Source organism: Haloarcula sp. CBA1122 (assembly GCF_009741785.1).
Taxonomy (GTDB): domain Archaea; phylum Halobacteriota; class Halobacteria; order Halobacteriales; family Haloarculaceae; genus Haloarcula; species Haloarcula hispanica.
Window position 1 is genome coordinate 1 of the sequence record NZ_WPCB01000030.1, and the last position, 22808, is coordinate 22808.

General features: G+C 64.9%; 23 protein-coding genes and 2 pseudogenes. 17 read left to right on the plus strand and 8 right to left on the minus strand.

Annotated features, from left to right (window positions below):
* The 3 genes and pseudogenes from GJ630_RS12505 to GJ630_RS12515 form a co-directional block, all read left to right on the plus strand.
* Positions 1-772: pseudogene (locus tag GJ630_RS12505) on the plus strand (hypothetical protein); the annotation flags it as partial.
* A complete protein-coding gene (locus tag GJ630_RS12510; protein WP_050007148.1) occupies positions 769-999 on the plus strand; it encodes a KEOPS complex subunit Pcc1 in 231 nt (76 codons plus the stop codon). The pseudogene GJ630_RS12505 and the gene GJ630_RS12510, both read left to right, overlap by 4 nt.
* Positions 992-1633: a 30S ribosomal protein S3ae gene (locus GJ630_RS12515; RefSeq protein ID WP_050007149.1), complete on the plus strand. Its 642-nt coding sequence runs from the start codon at positions 992-994 to the stop codon at positions 1631-1633. Before GJ630_RS12510 ends, GJ630_RS12515 begins: the two co-directional genes overlap by 8 nt.
* A gap of 194 nt (positions 1634-1827) precedes the next feature.
* Here the strand turns inward: GJ630_RS12515 and GJ630_RS20615 are convergent, their stop codons facing one another.
* The 3 genes from GJ630_RS20615 to GJ630_RS12530 all read right to left on the minus strand — a co-directional run bounded on the left by GJ630_RS20615 (position 1828) and on the right by GJ630_RS12530 (position 5492).
* Positions 1828-2115 carry a plastocyanin/azurin family copper-binding protein gene (locus tag GJ630_RS20615; RefSeq protein WP_369804294.1) on the minus strand — a complete coding sequence of 96 codons (288 nt, stop codon included), beginning with the start codon at positions 2113-2115 and terminating at the stop codon, positions 1828-1830.
* Positions 2116-2347: 232 nt separating this feature from the next.
* Positions 2348-3493: a 5-(carboxyamino)imidazole ribonucleotide synthase gene (locus GJ630_RS12525; RefSeq protein ID WP_191449985.1), complete on the minus strand. Its 1146-nt coding sequence runs from the start codon at positions 3491-3493 to the stop codon at positions 2348-2350.
* A gap of 25 nt (positions 3494-3518) precedes the next feature.
* On the minus strand, positions 3519-5492 hold the full coding sequence (locus GJ630_RS12530; protein WP_191449986.1) for a flippase activity-associated protein Agl23: 1974 nt from the start codon (positions 5490-5492) through the stop codon (positions 3519-3521).
* 151 nt (positions 5493-5643) lie between these two features.
* Here GJ630_RS12530 and ribH point away from each other — a divergent pair, with 151 nt between their 5' ends.
* Together ribH and GJ630_RS12540 are read left to right on the plus strand one after the other, a co-directional pair.
* Positions 5644-6057: a 6,7-dimethyl-8-ribityllumazine synthase gene (gene ribH / locus GJ630_RS12535; RefSeq protein WP_191449987.1), complete on the plus strand. Its 414-nt coding sequence runs from the start codon at positions 5644-5646 to the stop codon at positions 6055-6057.
* The gene (locus GJ630_RS12540; RefSeq protein ID WP_064287604.1) at positions 6054-7214 is read left to right on the plus strand and encodes a pyridoxal phosphate-dependent aminotransferase; all 1161 of its coding nucleotides are present in this window, start codon (positions 6054-6056) and stop codon (positions 7212-7214) included. Before ribH ends, GJ630_RS12540 begins: the two co-directional genes overlap by 4 nt.
* A gap of 271 nt (positions 7215-7485) precedes the next feature.
* Here GJ630_RS12540 and GJ630_RS12545 read toward each other — a convergent pair whose 3' ends face one another.
* From GJ630_RS12545 to GJ630_RS12555, 3 genes are all read right to left on the minus strand, one after another.
* Positions 7486-8196 (minus strand): hypothetical protein, encoded by a 711-nt coding sequence (locus tag GJ630_RS12545; RefSeq protein ID WP_252718804.1) that lies wholly within the window; start codon positions 8194-8196, stop codon positions 7486-7488.
* 94 nt (positions 8197-8290) lie between these two features.
* Positions 8291-8719, minus strand: coding sequence for an adenylyltransferase/cytidyltransferase family protein (locus tag GJ630_RS12550; protein ID WP_064287605.1), 429 nt, complete (start codon positions 8717-8719; stop codon positions 8291-8293).
* Positions 8716-9213 (minus strand): Mov34/MPN/PAD-1 family protein, encoded by a 498-nt coding sequence (locus GJ630_RS12555; RefSeq protein ID WP_014040778.1) that lies wholly within the window; start codon positions 9211-9213, stop codon positions 8716-8718. The genes GJ630_RS12550 and GJ630_RS12555 overlap by 4 nt, the downstream gene beginning before the upstream one ends.
* A 94-nt stretch (positions 9214-9307) precedes the next feature.
* Between GJ630_RS12555 and GJ630_RS12560 the strand changes: the two are divergent.
* Positions 9308-11219: pseudogene (locus tag GJ630_RS12560) on the plus strand (DHH family phosphoesterase).
* 27 nt (positions 11220-11246) lie between these two features.
* On the opposite strand, the gene GJ630_RS12565 reads toward GJ630_RS12560, so the two are convergent.
* Together GJ630_RS12565 and GJ630_RS12570 are read right to left on the minus strand one after the other, a co-directional pair.
* Positions 11247-12872 carry a phosphatidylserine/phosphatidylglycerophosphate/cardiolipin synthase family protein gene (locus tag GJ630_RS12565; protein ID WP_151145761.1) on the minus strand — a complete coding sequence of 542 codons (1626 nt, stop codon included), beginning with the start codon at positions 12870-12872 and terminating at the stop codon, positions 11247-11249.
* Positions 12873-12914: 42 nt separating this feature from the next.
* On the minus strand, positions 12915-14186 hold the full coding sequence (locus tag GJ630_RS12570) for a HEAT repeat domain-containing protein (protein WP_064287608.1): 1272 nt from the start codon (positions 14184-14186) through the stop codon (positions 12915-12917).
* A gap of 125 nt (positions 14187-14311) precedes the next feature.
* Between GJ630_RS12570 and GJ630_RS12575 the strand changes: the two genes are divergently transcribed.
* From GJ630_RS12575 to nuoK, 11 genes are all read left to right on the plus strand, one after another.
* Positions 14312-15934: a uracil-xanthine permease family protein gene (locus GJ630_RS12575; protein WP_191449988.1), complete on the plus strand. Its 1623-nt coding sequence runs from the start codon at positions 14312-14314 to the stop codon at positions 15932-15934.
* A 2-nt stretch (positions 15935-15936) separates the two neighbouring features.
* Entirely contained in the window at positions 15937-16359 is a 423-nt protein-coding gene (locus tag GJ630_RS12580; RefSeq protein WP_014040783.1) for a hypothetical protein, read from the plus strand.
* Between the two features lie 46 nt (positions 16360-16405).
* Positions 16406-17056: an AIR carboxylase family protein gene (locus GJ630_RS12585; protein WP_014040784.1), complete on the plus strand. Its 651-nt coding sequence runs from the start codon at positions 16406-16408 to the stop codon at positions 17054-17056.
* A 156-nt stretch (positions 17057-17212) separates the two neighbouring features.
* Positions 17213-17626 (plus strand): NADH-quinone oxidoreductase subunit A, encoded by a 414-nt coding sequence (locus tag GJ630_RS12590; RefSeq protein ID WP_004957100.1) that lies wholly within the window; start codon positions 17213-17215, stop codon positions 17624-17626.
* Positions 17619-18311, plus strand: coding sequence for an NADH-quinone oxidoreductase subunit B (locus tag GJ630_RS12595; protein WP_004957101.1), 693 nt, complete (start codon positions 17619-17621; stop codon positions 18309-18311). The genes GJ630_RS12590 and GJ630_RS12595 overlap by 8 nt, the downstream gene beginning before the upstream one ends.
* 6 nt (positions 18312-18317) lie before the next feature.
* Complete coding sequence (locus GJ630_RS12600; RefSeq protein WP_014040785.1) at positions 18318-20000, plus strand: NADH-quinone oxidoreductase subunit D; 1683 nt, start codon at positions 18318-18320, stop codon at positions 19998-20000.
* Complete coding sequence (locus GJ630_RS12605) at positions 20000-21040, plus strand: complex I subunit 1 family protein (RefSeq protein WP_014040786.1); 1041 nt, start codon at positions 20000-20002, stop codon at positions 21038-21040. The genes GJ630_RS12600 and GJ630_RS12605 overlap by 1 nt, the downstream gene beginning before the upstream one ends.
* 46 nt (positions 21041-21086) lie before the next feature.
* Positions 21087-21548: an NADH-quinone oxidoreductase subunit I gene (locus GJ630_RS12610; protein WP_004518194.1), complete on the plus strand. Its 462-nt coding sequence runs from the start codon at positions 21087-21089 to the stop codon at positions 21546-21548.
* 293 nt (positions 21549-21841) lie between these two features.
* Positions 21842-22111, plus strand: a complete 270-nt coding sequence (locus GJ630_RS12615; RefSeq protein ID WP_004591678.1) for an NADH-quinone oxidoreductase subunit J — start codon at positions 21842-21844, stop codon at positions 22109-22111.
* Entirely contained in the window at positions 22108-22506 is a 399-nt protein-coding gene (locus GJ630_RS12620; protein ID WP_014040787.1) for an NADH-quinone oxidoreductase subunit J, read from the plus strand. Before GJ630_RS12615 ends, GJ630_RS12620 begins: the two co-directional genes overlap by 4 nt.
* On the plus strand, positions 22503-22805 hold the full coding sequence (gene nuoK / locus GJ630_RS12625) for an NADH-quinone oxidoreductase subunit NuoK (protein ID WP_014040788.1): 303 nt from the start codon (positions 22503-22505) through the stop codon (positions 22803-22805). The genes GJ630_RS12620 and nuoK overlap by 4 nt, the downstream gene beginning before the upstream one ends.
* Positions 22806-22808 lie beyond the last annotated feature (3 nt).

Consider the following 22808-nt stretch of genomic DNA (forward strand, 5'->3'; position numbering starts at 1 on the left):
GGGGACGTTGACGGGACAGTCGCCGAAGCCGCCGAGCGAGGCAGGGCTCGACCGCCAACCCGGCGTCGCAGTGCCGGGCACGGACCTCGCGGACGGGCTGGCCCACTCGACGCTGTTTGTCGCGCCCTTCTCGGGCGATACCGACACGGCGCGGGCCACGCTCGCCGACCTGGGCCTCGACGCGGACCGGATTCAGTCTGCGGACTTTTCGGCCGACGACCACCGACGCCTCGCGTCGCTGGTCGCCCTGGCCGTCACTGCGGACGCGCCGCCTCGGGCCGCCAATGCGGTCCAGCGCGCGCTCCGACCAACGGTGGGCGGCCCCTTCGAGACGGTCGGCGGCTACGCCGACGTGCTCGACGCCGTCGCTCGGGAAGAGCCCGGCACTGCCGTCGCGCTCGCACTCGGCCACGAGGCCGTCCGCGAGGACGCCCTGGCCGCCTGGCGCTCGCACGCCACGCGCGCCCACGAAGCAGTTTCCGAGGCGACCACAGGGCGGTACGACGGTCTGTTCGTCGCCCGCGGCGACGCGATGCCGACCGGCACCGTCGCCAGACTGTTCGCGGACTTCCGCGCTCCGGAGCCAGTGACGCTCGTCGTCACCGACACGGAGGCCGCGGCCCGCGCCACGGACGGCCGGGACGTCGCCGAAACGATGCACGCTGCTGCCGAGACGGTCGGCGGCGATGCCGTCGGGACCGGCGACCGGGCACGCGCTCGGTTCGACGTTTCAACGGCCGATTTCATCGAAGCGTTCCGGGAGGCAGTATGAGACGGGCCGAGATTCGTACGACACACGACTCGCCCGAACGCGTCGCACGCGCGGTGCGGCCCGACAACACCGACGAGATGACCACGCGCGTCGAGGGCGACGCGGTGGTCACCACCGTCGAGCGCGACTCGACCAGCGGCCTGCAGGCGACCGTCGACGACTACGTCGTCAACATCCGGGTTGCAGCACAGCTCGCAGACCAACACACACAATCCAATCATGAGTGAACGAAGCGTTTCAAAGCGCGCAGAACAGAAACGGTGGTACACCGTGCAGGCTCCCGAGCAGTTCGACCGGGAGGTTCTCGGTAAGACACCGGCAGACGAACCGGACAAGGTGCTCGGACGCACCATCGAAACAACGCTCGGCGAACTGACCAACGACGCCAGCGAGAACAACACGAAGCTGACCTTCAAGATCAACGAGGTTGCCTCGGACTCAGCGTACACGGAGTTCATCCGCCACGAACTCACGCGGGACTACCTCCGCTCGCTCGTCCGCCGCGGCTCCTCGAAGGTCGAGGCCTACATCACCGTGCTGACCACGGACGACTACCGCGTCCAGATTCAGCCAGTCGCCGTGACGACGAAGAAGGCCGACGCCTCTCAGGAGAAGGCCATTCGCCGGACGATGATCGACCTCGTCCGCGAGACGGCCGAAGACCGCACTTTCGAACAGCTGATCGACAGCGTCGTCGAAGGGCGTCTCTCCTCGGCTATCTACGGCGAGGCCAAGGACATCTACCCGCTCCGACGCGTCGAGATCAAGAAGACCACGCTCGAAGCGCGGCCCGAAGAAGTCGCCGCCGAAGAGGAGACGGCCGTCGACGTGGACGAGGAAGACGTCGACGTCGAAGCCTAACGCGTTCCAGCACCGACGTTCGATTTTTCGGCCGGAGTGAGAGAACGAGCCCTAGCGACGCGGCAGGCGTGAGTCTACTCTCCAACGTATGTTTCACACGACGGACACGAGTTAGCGACCGATACCGCAAAACAGCGCGTAGAAGACCCACTCAGCGCAGACAGGAAAAAGACTCGGCAAAAGCGACAGTGTCGCTACTCGCCGCTCGTCGCCGTTTCGGGGTTTTCGGTCACGACGACGGTCCCGACCATCCCGGCTCGCTCGTGTGGAATACAGAAGTAGGGATGTTCGCCGAGCACCTCGAAGGTGTGGGTGAAATCGTCACCCTCGTACATCGTCCCGCCGGAGGAACTCCCCCAGTTGTCGCGGGCCGCCTGTTCGGTGTCGAAGCCGCCGGAGGCGAAGTAGTCGGCGTCGTCGGGGATGTCGTCCTCGTAGGCCGTGACCGAGTGGCCCTGTTTGCTCGTGTTGAGCCACCGCACGGTCGTCCCCGGTTCGACGGCGATGCGAACCGGGCGAAACGCCTTCGCGGACATCCCCACGTCGTAGTCGGTGTCAGCGCTCCCACCGCCGAGGCAGCCGGCGAGCCCTGCGACCGCCGCCGGGCCGGCCGCACGGAGAAAATCCCGTCGCTCCATACCGTGACTCAGGACCGCATAGTCAAAGACCACTCGGTTCCGGACTGTGGAGAACCCCGGTGTCAGTCCGTCGCGGTCACTCGAAAGTCAGTCCGTCGCGGAGGCCGCGCGCGTCGGCGAGCAGGCCGTCGCGGTCGTCAGCCGTCAGCGTTACGTGCCCCATCTTCCGGAGGTCGTACACCTCGCGCTTGCCGTACCAGTGCAGGTGCGCCCGTGGCGTCTCCAGTATCCCGTCTTCGCCCCGCAATGCTGCCGGCTGGCGCTCCGATACGTCCCCGAGGATGTTCGTCGAGACGGTGGGGAACCGCTCGTCGGTCGATCCCAGCGGCTGGCCGGTGACGGCCCGCAGGTGTTGCTCGAACTGCGAGGTGTGACACCCTTCGATAGTCCAGTGGCCGGAGTTGTGCGGTCGCGGCGCGATCTCGTTGAGCAGAATCTCGCCGTCGGTCGTCTCGAACAGTTCGATGCCGAACACGCCGCGGCCGTCCATCACGTCGAGCACGTCGTGCGCGACGTCTCGGGCGTGCTCGCGGACGGCTTTCGATGCTCGCGCTGGCGCGACGGACTCCCGAAGGATCTCCTCGCGGTGGATGGTCTCGGTCACCGGGAACGTATCGCGTTCGTCCGCACCGCGACAGCCCATGACCGCGAGTTCGCGCTCGAAGTCGACCATCTCCTCCACCATCGCGGGGCCGGCGATGTCGTCGACAGCGTCCTCGACGTCTTCCGGGCCTTCGACGCGGATGTTCCCGCGGCCGTCGTAGCCGCCGGTCCGGGCCTTGAGCATCGCGGGGTAGCCCAGTTCCTCGCAGGCCTCACGGAGGTCGGCGGCGGTGTCGACGGCGCGAAACTCGGGGACCGGAACGCCAGCGTTCGACAGCCGGCGCTTCTGGACGAGTTTGTCCTGAATCGTCCGGAGCGTCTCGGGAGCGGGGTGGATCGGCGTTCCCGTCTCCTCGGCGACCCGTTCCAAAACATCGGGGTCGGCCAGTTCGATCTCGAACGTGAGGTAGTCGGCGCGCTCGGCGAGTTCCCGCAAGGTCGCCTCGTCGTCGAAGTCGCCGACGATCTGGTCGCGGACGACCGGTGTTGCCGGACAGTCCGGCGTCGGGTCGGTCACGAGCAGTTCGAGGCCGAGCGGCGCGGCCGCCTCGCCTAGCATCCGGCCGAGTTGGCCACCGCCGACCACGCCGACGGTCGGCCCTGGTGACGTGAGCGTCATACCGCGCGCTTTCACAGCAGCAGTGTTAACCGTTCGGTTCTCGCCCGTAGGACTCGTGGACCCACACCGTCATGTCGTTCGAGCCGTACTTCGTTCGCATTCGGTGGGTTCGGGGTTCGTAGCCGGCGGCTTCGAGCCGTTCGGCGGGGACCGTGCTGTCGATCTGCTGGGTAATGACTATCGGTGGCTGGTCTTCTTGCGTCTGTTCGGCGAGCGTGTCTGGTCGGTTCTCACACGAGACGTTCACGTCCTCGGCCGCGTAGTACCACGGCAGCGGCAGTGAATTGTGCCATTGCAAGCAGGTCGGTCTGGTGTTCCACCACGAGTCGTTCCACTGACCGCGGTCTTCTTTGACGTACGCGTCGTCGCCGTCGTAGGCGTCGCCGCGCTCCCCGTGGTACATCACCACATCGGTGCCGTTTCCGTTGCTCGTCGCGATGCGGTCCATCTCCGCCAGATCGTCGCGGAGCGACTCCTGTGGCTGGGCGTACTGGACCAACGGATTCCCCTCCAGGTGCTCGTTGGTGTACACCCGCGTGGCAGTGGTGTTGACGACGAGGGCCGTAACGAGCAGGACGATGGCAGCGGCGATGGCAGCGCCGGTCACGTCGTCGGTCGACAGCGATTCGTTCCCCCACCGGATCACAGCAGCGAGTCCGACGGCGGCCGGAATCGACAGCGGGACCACGACGTGGACGGCGAGCCACGGCGCGCCGATGTCGGTCCCGATGGGGTAGCCCAGAATCGAGACGTAGCCGCCGTAGGCCGCGAACGGGACGAGGTGGCGCGGCTCGACGGTTCCGAGCCGGTCGAGCGCGTACCCGAACACCGAGAACAGAAGCAGCGGTGCCGCGGTGTAGCCCAGCGCTTTCAACAGTACCTCGTAGTGGCCGTCGACGCTCTCGTAGAACGTTTCGATAGAGTCGACCAGGCCTGTTTCAGTGGTCGTGGCTTTCTCCGAGGCCGGCGAGAACCACTCGCTGTACTGGTCGACGACGCGCTCCCAGGTCACCTGAACGAGCTCCGGGAACAGCGACGGGTTCGTCACGCCGGACCAGAAGTTCACGTCGCCACTGGCGGCCGGCGCTGGCGGGTATTCGATGCCCGCGACGCCGGCCCCGCGGGGCGCGTAGAAGAACAGCGAGACGAAGCCAAACACCAGCGCGGCGAGGATGATGTGACTCGCGTACGCCGCGAGGACGGAGCCGGCGCTGTCGTGGCGGTCGCGGAACGAGCGGACAGTGTTGACGACGAGCGCGATGTCGGCCCGAACGCGGCCCGATATCCGACGCCAGATTGCGCCGACGCTCGGGACGCCACGGAGGAAGCCGACCGCGTCGCGATAGCCGTTGGGGAGGACCAGTACCTTCGCCAACAGGAGGCCGGTCGCGCCGAGCCACGTCAGCACGTAGACGATGGCGTTCTCCTTCGAAGCGAAGCCGAGCGCCATGAACGCCGCGACGCCGTAGAGATAGCGCGCCTTGCGGGTGTCGACGAACCGGACGAGCAGGCCGAAGGCGGCGAACATGAACGCCGCGACCAGCACGTCGCTGCGCATGAACCGCGAGAAGTACAGCAGGACCGGATTGAGCGCGAGAAACGCGGCCATGAGGACAGTCTCGTCTGACCGGAGGTGCTCGCGAAAGAGCAGCGCTGTCAGCGGGAGCAGGCCGCCGACAATCGCGACCGGGAGCCGCATCGTGAAATCGGTCGGCGCGGCGACGGTGAACATCCAGCTATTGACGTGTTGAATGAACGGGCCGTGGATGATGTAGCGATACGCGAACGAGCCGGAATCGCGGAGATGCAGCGCCCAGTAGGCCACGCGACCCTCGTCGAAGTGGGCGACGCGGCTCCCGAGCGCCGCGACTCTGAGGACGAGTCCGAGAAGCGTCACGGCGACGACGAGCTTCACGGCGGCGCGGGGGTCGTCCGCGAACCAGGACCGGCTCCGGTCCCGGAAATCGTGGAGGGCAGACAGCAGGGACGACTCAGCCATATCTGGCTCAAGCACATGGGGCATTAGAATCCTTCTGGTTTCTATAACATGTTTTTAACCTAGCGGGCCACCTCAGATGCCGGCACAGCAGTCTGGAACTACGGAGGCATGGAACGGTAGTTCTTTAGTCGCCCCTGCCCGGGTGTCAGGTATGGTGCAGCTCGGGCTGGTTGTCGCCCAGTATGATAAACACGGGGCCGTTATCGAGGAGATGGAGCACGGGGCTTACGAGGCCGCTGCCGACAATGACGCCGAGATTGTCGCGTCGATTGACGTCCCGGGGTCCTACGATACGCCGCTGGCCGCCGACCGGCTGGCGCGGCGGTCGGATATCGACGCCGTGGCCGTGCTCGGCGCGATTATCAGCGGCGACACTGACCACGACCAGGTCATCGGCAACGCCGCCGCACAGGGGCTGACCGACGTGTCCCTCGACCGCGACACCCCCGTCACGCTGGGCATCATCGGCCCGGGCATGAGCCAGGACGAAGCCGAGGCCCGAACCGACAAGGGAGCCTCGGCCGTCCGGAGCGCAATCGAACTCGCCACTGAACTCGAACAATGACTATGGACTTTGCATCCCGCGTCGAACGTGTAGAACCGAGCGCGACCCTCGCAATCAGCAACAAGGCCGCAGAGCTGGAAGCCGAGGGGAAAGACGTCGTCGACCTGAGCGTCGGCGAACCCGACTTCGACACGCCAGAGAACATCAAAGACGCCGCCAAGGACGCACTTGACGCCGGCCACACCGGCTACACGTCCTCCAACGGCATCCCCGAACTGAAGGAAGCTATCGCCGACAAGCTTCACGAGGACGGCCTCACCCAGTACGACCCGGAGAATCTCATCGTCACGCCCGGCGGCAAGCAGGCACTGTACGAAATCTTCCAGACAATCATCGACGACGGCGACGAGGTCGCCCTGCTGGACCCGGCCTGGGTGTCCTACGAGGCGATGGCGAAACTCGCCGGCGGGACGCTGACCCGTGTCGACACTGCCGCCCACGACTTCCAGCTTGAAGGCGCGCTGGACGACCTCGCCGACGCCGTCTCCGACGAGACGGAACTGCTGGTCGTCAACTCGCCGGGCAACCCCCACGGTGCGGTGTACTCCCGCGATGCGCTGGAGGGCGTTCGTGACCTCGCCGTCGAGCACGACATCACGGTCATCTCCGACGAGATTTACAAAGAGATTACCTACGATGGCGTCGAAGCCGTCTCGCTCGGCACCCTTGAGGGCATGGAGGACCGAACAATAACGCTCAACGGCTTCTCGAAGGCCTACTCGATGACCGGCTGGCGGCTGGGCTACTTCGCGGCCCCGGAAGAACTGGTCTCCCAGGCCGGGAAGGTCCACTCCCACTCCGTCTCGTGTGCCGTCAACTTCGTCCAGCACGCCGGCGTTGAGGCCATCACGAATACCGACGACGCCGTTGAGGAGATGCGCCAGGCCTTCGCCGAGCGCCGCGAGTTCCTCATGGGCCTGTTCGAGGACCACGGCGTCCACGTCCCCGAGCCACAGGGCGCGTTCTACATGATGCCCGAAATCGCACCCGACGGAGACGACACCGAGTGGTGCGACCAGGCCATCTCGGAGGCACAGGTCGCCACCGTCCCCGGGACCGCGTTCGGGACGCCCGGCTACGCTCGCATCTCCTACGCAAACAGCAAGGAGCGCCTGCAGGAAGCCGTCGACCGCCTCGCCGAGGCCGACCTGATCTGACGCGCGAACCGTCGTTTTGCGAACGGTTTTGCCCCGACCAGCGTTCGGGAGTCCTACCCGCCCGAGCCAGTCTGGGACCCTGTCGCTGATTCGGGTACCGGTAATCTGGCCGTAGCCGTTCCGGACGACGCGTCGTCTCGGAGGCGGCTGTCACTGTTGTGCGATGAATCCTGGGGTTAGACTGGAACCGGGATCACTCACATCACGCCTCCAAGAACTGTGAGCACCACGTTCGTATCTCGGCCCGGAACAGGGACGGCTGCGTCACCGATTACAGTGTCCCGATAGCCCGGTGGCGACGAAACAGGTAGTAGCAGCCGATTATAGGGTACACTATCGGCCCGGGAATCAGGAAAAAGACACCGAGATTGACGTAGTTCCCCGGATTAGGCTGCCACGTCCCGGACTGAAGGCGAACGTAGGTCGCATCGCGGTAGATGGCGACGGAGAACGGTACCGCGGTGAGGATACCGACGCCAATCGAAACAAGTCCGATACCGACGCTTCCGCTCGAAACAAGTACGCCCCCGAGAGCGAGGCAAACGGGCGGCAGCACGGCCCCGATAGCGACAACCGTCCACCACCAGTCCCGGTCGACCCAGTCGACGACATACTGATGGCGTTTGTACAGGTGGTGAAGTTTCATCAGGTAGCCGAGGAAGAAGCCGGCGACCGCATACAGGACTGGATTCGGGTCCCAGTCCACGTCCGCATCCTGTAGCGTCTTTGTATCGAAATAGAGGACAACCGGTGTTACGAGCCACGATATTAGTGTCACGACAATGCCACCGAGGTACCAGATGCCGAACGTCCCGAAGATGCTGGCCAGTCCAACTGGCCCGTTACCTACATTCTCGCCCCCTATCCCGACAATAATCAACCCGAGCCCGAGAAACCCGAACAGAAGGGTCGGCAAGAGCAGCAGTATCTCTACAGCGCGGTACGACCGTGAATCGACGTCGTTGACTGTGACCATCCCCATTGTATCGTCCCAACTGGTGATTGCATTAGCGATACAGGGGTGTAAAATAATTTTGCTAATATGCTGATAAGAGTGGGCAGACTACGGAACCGAGTCAGCTACGCTCGTCGACAATCCGGTCGATGATCCGGCCTGTCGACAGGAGCCGGTCAGCCGCCTCGGCTTCCAGCGGGCTGGCCCGGCAGATATCACAGTCGAGGCCCCGGGCGGACAGCGCCGCTTCGAGTTGCTCGTCGTCGTGGTGCTGGTCGTAGCCCAGCGCGATGATGTCCGGTTCGATGCGCTCGATGGGAACGAAGATGTCCTCGGGATGGCCGAGGTGCGCTTTGTCGACCGGTTTGAGCGCGCCGACCATCTCCCGGCGCTGCTCGTCCGGGACGACCGGCGGCTCCTTGTGGGTGACGTTGACCGAGCGGGCGACGATGACGTGCAGTTCGTCGCCCATGTCGGCGGCGTCCTGTAGATAGTGGACGTGGCCCGGATGCAGAATGTCGAACGTTCCCTGTGCGACGACGCGGGTCACTGATCGAACTCCTCCTCACGTAGCTCCGCGTCGATGTCGGCCTGATCGAAATCGAAAAAGGACTCCTCCGGCGGCTCCACGTCGAGCACCGGAAGGTCGACGACCGAGCCGTCGCTGTCGAAGGCCTTCCAGTCGTCGCGACCGTACGGGTAGCCGACGATGATGTGAACGTCGCCGCGGCCGAACGTCGCGAGGTCGGCGTCACTGGGCTTGAGGACGCCGTTCGGGTGCGAGTGAATCGACCCCGCTGCTCGCATGTCGTTCGGAACCATGCTCGTCTTGACAGTCGCACTGACCGGGTTCGACTCCGTCCCCGGAATGACCAGAACATCGGTCAGAACGGTCCCGTCGTCGTCGAGCCCGAGCTTGCTGGCGTCATCGCCCCTGAGAAAGCCCATATACTCGTTGGGATGGGCCTCCTCAGAGGCTGCGAGCGCGAACTCGAGTGCGGACTCCGCAATCCCGAGTATCCCGCTCGTTCGGAACAACCCCATACCACGGGGTCGGGCCGGACGCTTTTTACGCGTTGTGTTCGTCCCTCCGCGGATTCCGAAGAGTACAAACGGGGGAGCACCGAAGGATTGACAAATGTCTTCGCCAACTGGCACCGGTGACGGTGCTACGGTCCCCGACGGCGGGACCATCGTCTACGATCTCGCGGACCAATGTACGTCCGACGATCTCGAAGAAGGCGCACTGTACCACGCAACTGTCAACGGCACCGTCGAATACGGCGTGTTCGTCGATCTCTCCGACGCTGTCTCCGGTCTCGTCCACGACTCTAATCTTCTGGGCCAGTACGACGTGGGCGAGGACCTCATCGTCGAACTCGGCGAGATCCGTCCCGACGGCGACCTGAGCTTCGAGGAAGTGCGAGTCGCCGATTACGAGGAACAGCACGTCGCCCACGGCAACGCGACCACTGTCTCCGCCCTCGTCGACGCCACCGGTGAGACGGTCATCATCGAGGGCCAGGTCGTCCAGATCAAACAGACCGGCGGCCCCACTGTGTTCCAGGTCCGGGACGAAACCGGTATCGTCCCCTGTGCCGCCTTCGAGGAGGCCGGCGTCCGGGCGCACCCCGACGTCCAAATCGACGACATCGTCCGCGTCTCCGGGCGCGCCGAGGAGCGCGACGACGGCTTGCAGGTCGAGGCTGAATCGCTGACCGTCCTCGACGGTGAGGAAGCCGACGACATCGAGAGCGACCTCGACGCCGCGCTGGCCGAGGCCGCAGAGCCGGCCGACGTCGAGCCGCTGGTCGAGTGGTCCGCCTTCGAGAAGCTGTGGGACGACCTCCGCGAAGTCGCGACCGAACTCCGCAAGACGGTGCTTTCGGGCCGCCCGATTCGCATGCGACACCACGCCGACGGCGACGGGCTCTGTGCGAGCGTGCCGCTGCAGGTCGCGCTGGAATCGTTCATCGCCTCCCAGTACGAGGACGCCAGCGCGCCCCAGCACCTCCTCAAGCGCCTGCCGAGCAAGGCCCCTACTACGAGATGGAGGACGTGACCCGGGACCTCAACTTCGCGCTGGAGGACCGTACCCGCCACGGCCAGAAGCTACCGATGCTGCTGATGCTCGACAACGGCTCCACCGAGGAGGACACACCGGCCTACCGTAACCTCCGGCACTACGACATCCCGGTGGTCGTCGTCGACCACCACCACCCGGACCCGGAAGCCGTCGAGCCGCTCATCGAACAGCACGTCAATCCGTACCTCCACGACGAGGACTACCGCATCACGACGGGGATGCTGTGTGTCGAACTCGCCCGGATGATCGACCCCGACCTCACCGAGGACCTCCGACACGTCCCCGCTGTCGCGGGCCTGTCGGACCGCTCCGAGGCCGAGGCGATGCGCGACTACATCGACCTCGCCGGCGAGAAGGACTACGACGAGGCCGACCTGCGCGACATCGGCGAGGCGCTGGACTACGCGACCCACTGGCTGCGCTACAACTCCGGCGAACAGCTCATCACCGACGTGCTGAACGTCGACTGCGACGACCGAGACCGCCACGGGGAAGTCGTCGACTTCCTCGCCGACCGGGCCGAGCGCGACGTCGAGGACCAGCTCGACGCCGCGATGAGCCACGTCGAGCACGAGCGCCTCGACAACGGCGCGCACCTCTATACGATCGACGTGGAGAACCATGCCCACCGCTTTACCTACCCCGCGCCGGGCAAGACGACCGGCGAAATCCACGACCGGAAGGTCGCCGAGACGGGCGACCCCGTCATCACCATCGGCTACGGCCCGGACTTCGCCGTCCTGCGCTCGGACGCGTCCGGCTTGACATCCCGCGGATGGTTACCGAACTGACCGAGGAGGTCGACGGCGGCGGCGTCTCCGGCGGCGGCCACCTCGTCGTCGGCTCCATCAAGTTCGTCAAGGGCCGGCGCGAGTCGGTCATCGACGCCCTCGTCGAGAAGATGGCCGAAGCCGAAATCGACGAGGAGCTCGGAAGCTCGACGGCGCTGCCGGAAGAAGTGTAACGCCGCTCGACACACGATACCCGTTTTTTACGCCTCGAACGAAACCCGACGAGCGGCGAGCCCGGCGACCACGATGAGTCCGAGCAAGGCCACGAGTGCCCCAATCGGCGTGTCGAACCCGCCGGCCCCCCAGTCAGCGTCGAAGACGGCACCGAAGTAGTCGGCCGCGTCGCGGCCGTGCAACACGAGTACGACCTCGCGATTCGACGTCGCTGCCGCCTCGTTCCAGTTGAGGCTGCCGACGACGACCTGCTTGTTGTCGATGACGGCGCCCTTCGCGTGGATCTTCTCGTAGCGACCGGCGGGGTCCGCCACTTTCGCCGTCAGCGATGCGTCGTTGCGGTCGGCCCACTCCCGAAACCGCTGTGCTGTCTGCGTGTTCTCCTCGCGAACGTACCACGCGTCACTCAGCAGGAGGCGGACTTCGACGCCGCGCGACGCGGCCCGGCGGAGCGCCCGCAGAAGTGGGCTCTCCCAATCTCCGACCGTGGGCTGGATGACGTCGATGGAGTCGTCCGCGTCGTCTATCGTCGCGACGAGTTTGCCCTGGGCATTGTCCGGGGTAACCAAGAGGTCCGTCCGCTGGACGGCCACCGACTCCGTCCGGAACTCGCTCGGGTACGAGCCCGTCGCCGGCTCGCCCTGCTCGAACTGTCGCCCCTGACGGTACTCCCCCCACCGCTCGCTGTCCTGCCAGCCGGCGTCAGATCGGAACGTCTGATTCAGCCCGTCGACGACCCGTCGTTGTGCCGTGATGACGCCCCAGCCCCGGCTGCTGTTTCCGCCGGTTCCCGCGGGTTTCCAGTTCTCCGTCAGCACGACGGCCCGCCCGTCGGCGACGGCGTACTTCGCGTGGTGGTAGCGGTATCTGGTGCGCGGGCCAGTCACTACCCGAACCGGGACGCCGGCGTCGGTCAGCCGGTCGAGGGTGCGGGCTTCCGCGGCGGTGCGGCTCCCGACCGGTTCACCTTCGAGAAGGACGCGGACCGTCGCGCCACGGCGCTGGGCGGCGATGAGGGCGTCGGCGACCCTGGCCGAGGAGAGCGTGTAGCCGGCCAGGTACACCCGTTCGGTAGCGTTGCGAATCGGTTGCATCGGCGCGGCGGGCGAGTCCGGAAGCGTGAACGCTTGTACCTCGCCGCCGGCGGCCCTGACGACCGGTCGGTCCGTCGCGCCCAGCGGTCGCCAGCGGATGACTGATCCGTTTACCTCGCCGAGTTCCCCCTCGACAGCCTCGGTGTACCGAACGGCATCGACAGTCTGATTGGCACGCTGAAGGCGAACCCGCTCGCCCCCGTTTGCCAGCGCGAGATGTCCGTCGAGGCCGACGACCGGCCGGTCGGTGAGCCCGCGTGTCCGGTTCGGTGCCGTCGAGAGGACGACGCGCCCGCGTGCGCTGGTGTTCGGAATACCCGCAGTCCCGTCACCGTCGGTAATGGCGTACTGTCCGATGTCGGTCCCGTCGGGGATGTCAAGGACGACGAACTCCCCCGCGTCGCCGCCAGCGACAGGGTCCGGGTACACCGCGTGAATCGACGGCTCCGCAGGACGGCTGGCTGTTGTGCCGGCTTGAGACGCCTGTCCAACTGCGATATGGGGACCTATCGCGGCGAGGACGAGCACGCAACAGACGAGTGGGGCGAGCGACCGCATCGGGGCGTCTGGCCGCCCGTTCGTATAAAAAGATTCCCTGACTCAGGCGCTTGACGCCTTCTCGGCTTCGGCCTGGACGATGTACGCGCGGTCGTCCGTGTAGCGGGCGGCTTCCTCGAGCGCCGTTTCGGTCCCGATCTGTCGGAGCGCCCACGCGGCGGAGGCGCGCACGGAGTCGCTGTCGTCGGACTCGAGTATGTCGCCGAGCGGCTCGATAGCGCGGGTGTCACCGAGCAGGCCCAGAGTGCGGGCGGCGACCGAGCGGATTTCTTCGCTGTCGGCGTCGAGTCGGTTGGCGACCGGCTGGACCGACTCCGCGCTGCCGATAGCGCCCAGCGCGCGCAGCGTGACTTTCTGGAGCGCGGGGTCGCCGTCGCCGTCGATGTAGTCGTGCAGCGTCTCGGTCGCGCGCTCGTCGCCGATCTTCCCCAGTACCTCGATTGGCCCTTTGTCGCGCTTCTGGGCGCGCTGGTGCATCGCGTCGAAGGCCGGCTCGGCGTCGCTGCCGAGGTTGTACAGGAGGTCGACGATGTATCCGTCGAAGAACTCCGACCCGAGTTTGTCGTATGCGAACAGAACCTGTTCGAAGTCCCCCTCCTCGGCGTGGAGCTTCGCGGCGTTCCACTCCGGCGGGAAGTCCTTCCGGTTCTCGTTGGTCAGGATATCATAGAAGCCGCGGGCGTCGAGTTGCTCCTGTACCGTGAGGTCGTCCCAGACTTCGGCTTCGTCCAGCCCTGTTTCCAACGTTTCCGCCGCTTCGAGGAGCCCTTCGATAGTTTCCGTGTCCTCGTCAGGGTCGAGGTTTGCCGCTTCGATAGCGTCGACGACTGTGGTCAGCGCATCCCCGGCAGCGACGAAATCGCCGCCCGTGTCGGCGTCGTGGTCGACGAACTCGGCGCTTTCGTCGAGGAACGTCTCGACGGCCTCCTGGGCCTCGCCCTCGCCGTCGTCGGTCCACTCGCTGTCGGTGACGGTGTCTTCCGCGTCGGAAACGATAGTGACCACGTCCTCGGCGTAGGGGCCACGCTGTGCATCGAGGTCGTCCCGGAGGTCCGAGAGCTGTGACTCCAGTTCCTCGCGGGGGTCTTCAGCGTCGTCGTCTTCGTCGGGTTCAGGCAAGTCGGCGGCTTCGAGGTCGTTCTCGATGTCGTCGAGGGACGACTCGACGTCGTCGAGGTCTGCCTCCGTCTCTGCGGCGTCGAGGTCCTCGCTGGCCTCTGTAAGACGCGATTCCAGTTCTTCGGCGGTCACGTCGATCTCGTCTGCTGCCTCGGCGTCGTCCGACGCGTCGGCCTCGTCGTCCCCGTTGCTCATGTCGAAGACTGTGTCGGAGCGGGCCAAGAGCGTTTTCCTTTCGAGGCGGGCGGCTGAACCACGTCGCCGCTGGGCCAACGAGCAAAGAATATGTATCGGGAGTTGCAGTGCCATGGGTAGCGAGCATGACTGACGCGACACCGCCGGACGACGGACAAAATCCGACCACACCGGAGGAACCGGAAACCGCCGGCTTCGTCGAGTACGGCATCGACGACAAGCCACCGCGAAAGCAGGCGATACTGCTCGGCGTCCAGCACTACCTGACGATGATCGGCGCGTCCGTGGCGATCCCGCTCGGACTCGCGGGCGCGATGGGGATGTTCGAGGCCGCGCCGGACCAAGTTGGCCGTCTCATCGGGACGTTCTTCGTCGTCTCCGGCATCGCGACGCTCGCCCAGACGACGCTCGGGAACAGATACCCGATCGTCCAAGGCGGGACGTTCTCCATGCTCGCGCCCGGGCTGGCCATCATCGGCGTGCTGGCCCAGCAGGGGGCGGACTGGCAGACAATGCTCGTCGAACTACAGGGAGCTGTCATCGTCGCCGGCATCGTCGAAGTGGTGATCGGCTACAGCGGCCTCATGGGGAAGCTGAAGCGGTACGTCGGGCCGGTCGTCATCGCGCCGGTCATCGCGCTCATCGGACTGTCGCTGTTCAACGTCCCACAGATAGCGAACCCGAACTTCGGCAACCCCGGGACCGGGCAAAACTGGTGGCTGCTCGGGCTCACAATGCTCTCGATTATCGCGTGTTCGCAGTATCTCGATCGACGCCACCGCGCGTTCAAGCTCTTTCCCGTACTTCTGGGTATTCTGTTTGCATGGACCGTCGCGGCTATCCTCTCGGTCACCGGCGTCTTCGCCGCAGGCTCGGTCAGCTATGTCTCGCTCGGTTCGGTCACGAACGCACCGCTGGTCCAGCCCATCTACCCGTTCCAGTGGGGGCTCCCGCAGTTCACGCCGGGGTTCATCGTCGGGATGTTCGCCGGGATGCTCGCTTCCGTCGTCGAGAGCTTCGGCGATTACCACTCCGTTGCCCGCATTGCTGGCCGCGGCGCGCCGAACAGGACCCGAATCAACGATGGTATCGGCATGGAGGGGGTCGGCAACGTGTTTGCCGGCATCATGGGCACCGGCAACGGCTGTACGTCGTACACTGAGAACGTTGGGGCAATCGCTATTACTGGCGTCGCGTCCCGCTATGTCGTGCAGATCGGCGCCGCGGTAATGATTCTGGTCGGCTACTTCGGTCCAGCGGGCCAGCTGTTCGCGACCATCCCGTCGCCGATCATCGGCGGCCTCTACATCGTCATGTTCGGACAGATCGCTGCCGTTGGCCTCTCACAGCTCAAATACGTCGACCTCGATGCCAACCGGAACGTGTTCATCGTCGGCTTCGCGCTCTTTGCCGGCCTGGCGGTGCCCGAGTATATGAGCCAGGTCGGGCAGGGAATGGACGTCGGCAGTGCGACAGCTCTCCAGCAGGGCTTGGCAGCCGTTCCGGTCCTCGGGAGTGTGCTCGGGACCGATGTGGTCGCGACGACGCTGTTCGTCATGGGTGGCACCGGGATGGTCGTCGGCGGTATCGTCGCCTTCGTCCTCGACAACACCGTGCCGGGGACCCGCGAGGAGCGCGGCCTCGCAGCCTGGGCCGCGCTCACGGAGGACGACAGCGAATACGTCTCGTCACTGGACCGCATCCGCGGCCGCGGCGGCGACCGCCCGGCTGCAGTGAGCGACGACTGACCGTGGACGACGACGGCGACGGCACGACCGCAGACGCCGCATCGCTTGTCGACACCGAGCGGTACGCCGGCACGCTCCGAACCGGCGGGACTGTCATTCTCGGTGCTGATCGCCTGGTGGTCGACCGTGGCGACAATCCGGTGGTCGTCGACCTCGACGACATCGTCGAGGTAAGTCTTCAGGACGTCGACTGGTTTCTCGCGGTGATGAGCGCCGCGCTGGTCGGGTTCGGTCTGCTGTCACTTGACCGGTCGGTCCTCCTCGGCGGGGCCTTCGCTGTCGCCGGTGCCGCCAGCCTCGCGCTCACCTACCGCAAGCGGTACGCGCTCAGGATACAGGTCACCGGTCGTACCGACCCACTCAGGTGCTTCCCTGCGGACCCACAGACGCTGCTTGCCGAACTGGAAGCGGCCCTAGCCGACTGACCGGAAATCGCCTACACTTACGCCCGTCCCCGTTCCAGTCGGTCGTATGCCCGCAGACAGCGTCCAGTCGCTCATCGACCAGTTACGCGAAGAAGCCGAGATGGACCGGCCGAACGATCTGACGCCCGATGTCGGCATCGTCATGGGGTCGGACTCGGACCTGCCGACGATGGCCGGCGGGCAGGGCAAGCGGCCCGGGGCCTACGCGGCGCTTGCCGACGAACTCGGCTTCGAGGAACAGACGGACTACACCGACGCGCCCGAGAGCCGCTTCACCTTCGAGACGTTCGTCTGCTCGGCCCATCGGACGCCGGACCTGATGTACGCGTACGCAGAGACGGCCGCTGACCGCGGCATCGACGTCATTATCGCCGGCGCTGGCGGCAAATCCGCGGACCTGCCGAACATGACCGCCAGCATCGCCTACCCGCTGCCGGTTATTGGCGTCCCAGTGCAGGAGAAATCCGTCGACTCGGTCATCGGGATGCCACAGGGCGCGCCGCTGACCGCGGTCGACGCTGGCAAGTCGTTCAACGCCGCGCTCTCCGCGGTACAGATTCTCGCACGGCAGCACGACGAACTCCGTGACCGTCTCGTCTCGTATCACGAAGGCCTCCAGACCAACGTCGGCGAGGCGTCGCGCGACCTCCACGAACTCGGGACACCCGGGTTCAAGCGCGAGTACTGGGACGAGTGATAACTGAGGGGCGTCACACCCTGGGAGGTGCGGCAGTTACAGGTCACTTGCCATCCGAGAGCGCGTCGGCTCTTAAAGACCCACAGGGCCGAAAAACCGAACAATGAACCCTTATATGCGAGTACTTCTAACCGGCAGACGATAGGAGATACCGGAATGAGTAATCCATGGATCGCCATCGGCGCGCTCGCGGTCGTGGCGCTAGCCATCCCACTGACGATGATGGCAGTTTCGAGCCTATTGCGGCCCAGCGTGCCGGAACAAGGCAAACGCACCACCTACGAGTCCGGTGAAGTGCCGACTGGCAGCAGTCGACAGATCAAGTTTAATATCCAGTACTACATGGTCGCGCTGCTGTTCGTCGTCTTCGACATCGAGACCGTCTTCATCTTCCCGTGGACGGTCATCTACAGCGACGCTGCCGCTGAGCTCGGGATGACCACGGCACTGCTACCGATGGTCGTATTCATTACGATTCTCGCCATCGGACTCGGTTGGGCCTGGCGTAACGGTGCAGTTCAGTGGGTGCGCAGTCCGCGCGCCACGAAGGGGGCAGACACATATGAGTAGTGACCAGACACCACCGGCCGTCGAAGACGTATCGACACAGGAGGCCCGCATGGGCGACGGGGCCGACGACCGCTTCAACTCGACGCTACGTGAGGCGTTCGGGTCGACGCCGTTCATCCTGACCAAGTTCGACAAGTTCATGAACTGGGTCCGGGGCTCCTCGATGTTCATGCTGCAGTTCGGGATCGCCTGCTGTAGCATCGAGATGATCCACACCTACGCGATCAAACACGACCTCGACCGCTTCGGGTCAGGGGTGCCACGCGCGTCCCCGCGCCAGGCGGACGTCATCATCGTCCCGGGGACCATCGTCTCGAAGTTCGCGCCGCGGATGAAGCGCGTCTACGACCAGATGCCCGAGCCGAAGTTCGTCGTTTCGATGGGGTCGTGTACCATCTCCGGCGGCCCGTTCCAGGAAGGGTACAACGTGATCAAGGGCGCGGAGGAGGTCATCCCGGTCGACATCCACGTCCCGGGCTGTCCGCCCCGCCCCGAGGCACTCATCTACGGCGTCGCCAAGCTGCAAGAGCGCATCGCCGAGGGCGAGTCCTCGCCGGTAACGGTCAAGCCATACGAACTGGAGCAGTTCGGCGATCTCGAACAGGACGAGCTCGTGGACAAACTCGCCAGCGAGATCGACGAGGAAGACCTCGTCATGCGGTACAACTGGAACGACTCTCCATAACCTGCCATGAGTTTAGAAAAACCATCACGCGATACGGCGCTCGACGTCGGCGTTACGGAGGACGGGCTCGATTACGACGCGCTCGCGGACCTGCTCGGGGGCCACGTCCTCGACCGCGAGGAGCACGTCAACGCCGAGGGGTTCGTCATCCGTCCCGACGAGGTCCAGGAAGTCCTCTCGACGCTGAAAGAGGAGGCCGGGTTCGACCACTGCGCCTGTGTCACGGCACAGGAGTACGACGACCGGTACGAATCCATCTACCACCTGCGGAAGTACAACGACCCGACACAGGAGCTGTCGATTGTCGTCCCGTCGCCGAAAGACGACCCGCACAACGAGTCGGCCGCTCGCGTCTACGACACCGCGGACTGGCACGAGCGGGAGGCGTATGACCTGGTCGGGATCGACTACAACGACCACCCGGACCTGCGTCGCATCCTCCTGCCAGAGACCTGGCAGGGCCACCCCCTGAGCCAGGACTACAATCAGGACCAGCCACAGATCGTCTCACTGCGCGAGCACGCGAACCCACTGAAAGACGACAAACGCAGCGAGGACGATCCGGACACGATGTTCGTCAACATCGGCCCGCACCACCCGGCGACCCACGGCGTGCTCCACGTCGAAACGGTGCTCGACGGCGAGCAGATCGCCGACCTCGAACCCGACATCGGCTACCTGCACCGCTGTGAGGAGCAGATGTGCCAGCAGGGCACCTACCGCCACCAGATCATGCCGTACCCCGACCGGTGGGACTACATTTCCGCTGGTATCCTCAACGAATGGGCGTACGCGCGCGCGGCCGAGGACCTCGCGGATATCGAGGTCCCCGAGTACGCGCAGGTCATCCGGACGATGGCGGCGGAGATGTGCCGGATCGCCTCGCACGAGCTTGCGCTGGCGACGTTCGCGCTGGACGTGTTCGGCGACTTCACCGCCGTCTTCCAGTACGGTATCCGCGACCGCGAAATCGTCCAGAACCTGCTGGAAGACCTGACCGGCCAGCGGCTGATGTTCAACTATCTCCGGCTGGGCGGGGTCGCCTGGGACCTACCCGAGCCTCGCGACGAGTACTTCGAGAAGATCCGCGACTTCCTCGACGATCTCCCGCACAAGCTCGAAGAAATCCACGACCTCGTCACCGGCAACGAGATCTTCCAGATGCGGTGTGTCGACACCGGCGTCCTCTCGCCGGAGCAAGTCAAACAGTACGGCGCGACCGGTCCCGTGGCACGCGGGTCGGGAGTCGACTACGACATCCGGCGCGACGACCCGTACGGCTACTACGACGAACTCGACTGGAACGTCGTCACCGAGCAGGGCGGCGACAACTTCAGCCGCGTTCTCGTCCGCCTTCGCGAGGTCGAGGAGTCCGCCCGCATCATCGAGCAGTGTGTCGACCTGCTGGAGCAGTGGCCGGAAGACGACCGCGAGATTCAGGCCAACGTCCCGCGGACGCTCCGACCCGACCCCGACAAGGAGATTTACCGCTCCGTCGAGGGTGCGAAGGGCGAACTCGGCATCTACATCCGCTCGGACGGCACGGACAAGCCGGCCCGGTTCAAGATCCGCAGTCCGTGCTTCTCGAACCTGCAGACGCTGCCGGAGATGTCCCAGGGCGAGTACATCCCTGACATGATCGCCTCGCTCGGGAGCCTCGACATCGTACTCGGGGAGGTGGACCGGTAATGCAGTCGGCGCCGTTACCGGAAACGCTCGCGAACCTGCTGGACCTCGACCCCAACAGCACGGCCGTGATGATCGTGCTGAGCCTCGTCGGAGCTGGACTCATCGGGACGCTCATGATGACGAACACGGCGCTTGCCGGTCCGTGGGCGAAGCGAAAGATTACGGCCGCGTTCACCGACCGCATCGCCGTCGACCGTATTGGCCCGTACGGGCTGTTCATTATCGTGGCTGACGCCGTTCGCCTGCTATCGAAGGAACTCATTGTTCCCGAAGGCGTCGACCGACCGGCGTGGGACCTCGCGCCGCTGATTATCGCCAGTACCGCGCTGCTCGGCTTTGCCGTGATTCCGATGGGGAACGGCATTCACCTCGCCGACCCCGAGGTCGGGCTGGCGTACGTGTTCGCCGTGGCCTCGACCACGTCGATCGGTCTCGTGATGGCCGGCTACGCATCGAACAACAAGTACTCGTTCCTTGGCGGGCTGCGCGCCGTCGCGCAGAACCTCGCCTACGAGATCCCGCTCATCCTGACGGGCGCGTCGGTGGTCATCTTCGCCGGTTCGCTCCAGATGAGCGAGATCGTCGCGGCCCAGCAGCAGTCCCTTATCGGCCCGCTGCCGTCGTGGTACGCGTTCGTGAACCCCTTCGCGTTCGTGCTGTTCATGATCGCGAACCTCGCGGAAGTCGGCCGGAACCCGTTCGACATCCCCGAAGCGCCGACCGAAATTGTCGCCGGGTATCAGACCGAGTACTCCTCGGTGTACTTCGTCCTGATCTACCTCGGGGAGTTCATCCACATCTTCCTCGGCGGGGCGATCATCGCCACGATCTTCCTCGGTGGGCCGGCCGGTCCGGTCCTGCCCGGCATCGTCTGGTTCCTCATCAAGATCTGGGGCGTCTTCCTGTTCACGCAGTGGGCCCGTTCGGCGGTGCCCCGCGTCCGGATCGATCAGCTTATCGAAATCGGCTGGAAGGGAATGCTGGTGCTCTCGCTGGCGAACCTATTGCTGACCGCGGTTATCGTCGGGGTGACCGTCTGATGACGGCCACGCGAACCGACCCACGAGCGACCGGAGGTGACCTGTCATGATCGGAATCCTGAAATCCATGGCGACGACGATGAAACACGCCCTCGACGGGGAGACGTTCACGGTGGAGTACCCGGACGTCGCCCCCGAGGTGAGCCCCCGCTTCCGCGGCGTCCACAAGTGGAGCCAGGAGCGGTGTATCTGGTGTCGACAGTGTGAGAACGTCTGCCCGAACAACACGATCCAGATCGTGATGGACGAGCAGCGCAACGGCGAGCAGTACAACCTCCACATCGGCCAGTGTATCTACTGCCGGCTGTGTGAGGAAGTCTGCCCGACCGACGCCATTCTCCTGACCCAGAACTTCGAGTTCACCGCGGACACGAAAGACGAGTTCGCCTACGACAAGGAACAGCTCAAGAACGTGCCGTGGTACAAGGATATCGACCCACTCGAGTCACGCGAACCGGACCGGGGCGCGTGGATCGGCGAAGGCGACGGCGAAGTGGACTACCAGTAACTCCTTTTACGACGGCTTTCAGCGGTTCTCTGTCGGGTCAAGCGTCGTTGCTGAACTGTCATCCGTACGTGACTCGCCGAAACGACCGTCCGCTCAGCGAGGCCGACCTTCCAGTATCACTCCCTGGGTAGAGCTACGGGCTCCACCGCTGCAACCCACCAGTTAATTGATAGGTGTTCGCCAGCAGGACGGAAGTGCCCCGAAATATGGGGGCCATACCGGCAAACAGTGGCTCTACTGGCGAGACGAAAGAGGAATCTTCAAAGGGACGCCGCAAAGAGTCTCCAAGTAAGATGGCACTGGCAGAGTCAATTGCGTTCGCGCTGTTCGCTATGGTAACGGTGGGCAGCGCTGCGGGCGTCGTGTTAGTCCGGGACGTCTGGCACTCGGCGCTGTTACTGGGCGTGTCACTCGTCAGCGTCGCAGTGTTCTACGTAATGAACCAGGCGGCGTTCGTCGCAACGATGCAGATCCTGGTGTATGTCGGCGGCGTCCTCGTCCTCATCACCTTCGCGGTGATGCTGACCCGCGAGGACGAGTCGGTGATCGAGGTGACACCATGACCACAAAACCCGAACTACAGACGGAGGGGAGTTTCGTCGCTGGACTGGCCGCAATCGCCCTGTTCGTCGTTCTCGGTGCAGTGTTCATGGGCGTCTCGTTTCCCGCACCAGCGGGCTTCGGCGAGGGAGCGGCGATAACCAAGAGCCTCGGCGCGGCGCTGTTCGATATCGCCCCGAGCGCGATTATGGGCGAGGGTGAGACGGCCGTTCCCGGTGAAGGGTTCCTCGTCGCCTTCGAGGTCATCGACATCGTGCTGGTGGCCGCACTCGTCGGGGCCGTCATGCTCGCTCGCCGCGAGGTCGCCGGCGAGTCGGTCACGCTCGGTGTCGAAACCAAAGAAGACGAAGACGTGCCCGTTGCCGCTGACGGTGGCCCGGGAGGTGACGACTCGTGATTCCGGCCGAGACGTATCTCCTCCTGTCGGCGGCCATATTCTGTATCGGCCTGTTCGGCATCCTCACGCGACGGAACGCGCTCATCTTCCTGATGTCCGTCGAGCTGATGTTGAACGCTGCGAACATCAACCTCGTCGCGTTCTCGCTACAACACGGAAACCTCACCGGTCAGGTGTTCAGCCTGTTCACGATGGCACTCGCCGCCGCGGAGGTGGCCATCGGGATCGGTATCGTCCTGGTCCTGTACCGCAACTTCTCAGACGTGGACGTGACGAAGGCGACGACGATGAGGTGGTAACAG

What these genes read in the sequence shown, in the direction of transcription:
- GJ630_RS12510 (WP_050007148.1), top strand. Translation starts at nt 769, where the DNA reads ATGAGACGGGCCGAGATTCGTACGACACACGACTCGCCCGAACGCGTC.
- GJ630_RS12515 (WP_050007149.1), top strand. Translation starts at nt 992, where the DNA reads ATGAGTGAACGAAGCGTTTCAAAGCGCGCAGAACAGAAACGGTGGTAC.
- GJ630_RS12525 (WP_191449985.1), bottom strand. Translation starts at nt 3,493, where the DNA reads ATGACGCTCACGTCACCAGGGCCGACCGTCGGCGTGGTCGGCGGTGGC.
- GJ630_RS12530 (WP_191449986.1), bottom strand. Translation starts at nt 5,492, where the DNA reads ATGGCTGAGTCGTCCCTGCTGTCTGCCCTCCACGATTTCCGGGACCGG.
- ribH (WP_191449987.1), top strand. Translation starts at nt 5,644, where the DNA reads ATGGTGCAGCTCGGGCTGGTTGTCGCCCAGTATGATAAACACGGGGCC.
- GJ630_RS12540 (WP_064287604.1), top strand. Translation starts at nt 6,054, where the DNA reads ATGACTATGGACTTTGCATCCCGCGTCGAACGTGTAGAACCGAGCGCG.
- GJ630_RS12545 (WP_252718804.1), bottom strand. Translation starts at nt 8,196, where the DNA reads ATGGGGATGGTCACAGTCAACGACGTCGATTCACGGTCGTACCGCGCT.
- GJ630_RS12555 (WP_014040778.1), bottom strand. Translation starts at nt 9,213, where the DNA reads ATGGGGTTGTTCCGAACGAGCGGGATACTCGGGATTGCGGAGTCCGCA.
- GJ630_RS12565 (WP_151145761.1), bottom strand. Translation starts at nt 12,872, where the DNA reads ATGCGGTCGCTCGCCCCACTCGTCTGTTGCGTGCTCGTCCTCGCCGCG.
- GJ630_RS12570 (WP_064287608.1), bottom strand. Translation starts at nt 14,186, where the DNA reads ATGAGCAACGGGGACGACGAGGCCGACGCGTCGGACGACGCCGAGGCA.
- GJ630_RS12575 (WP_191449988.1), top strand. Translation starts at nt 14,312, where the DNA reads ATGACTGACGCGACACCGCCGGACGACGGACAAAATCCGACCACACCG.
- GJ630_RS12585 (WP_014040784.1), top strand. Translation starts at nt 16,406, where the DNA reads ATGCCCGCAGACAGCGTCCAGTCGCTCATCGACCAGTTACGCGAAGAA.
- GJ630_RS12590 (WP_004957100.1), top strand. Translation starts at nt 17,213, where the DNA reads ATGAGTAATCCATGGATCGCCATCGGCGCGCTCGCGGTCGTGGCGCTA.
- GJ630_RS12595 (WP_004957101.1), top strand. Translation starts at nt 17,619, where the DNA reads ATGAGTAGTGACCAGACACCACCGGCCGTCGAAGACGTATCGACACAG.
- GJ630_RS12600 (WP_014040785.1), top strand. Translation starts at nt 18,318, where the DNA reads ATGAGTTTAGAAAAACCATCACGCGATACGGCGCTCGACGTCGGCGTT.
- GJ630_RS12605 (WP_014040786.1), top strand. Translation starts at nt 20,000, where the DNA reads ATGCAGTCGGCGCCGTTACCGGAAACGCTCGCGAACCTGCTGGACCTC.
- GJ630_RS12610 (WP_004518194.1), top strand. Translation starts at nt 21,087, where the DNA reads ATGATCGGAATCCTGAAATCCATGGCGACGACGATGAAACACGCCCTC.
- GJ630_RS12615 (WP_004591678.1), top strand. Translation starts at nt 21,842, where the DNA reads ATGGCACTGGCAGAGTCAATTGCGTTCGCGCTGTTCGCTATGGTAACG.
- GJ630_RS12620 (WP_014040787.1), top strand. Translation starts at nt 22,108, where the DNA reads ATGACCACAAAACCCGAACTACAGACGGAGGGGAGTTTCGTCGCTGGA.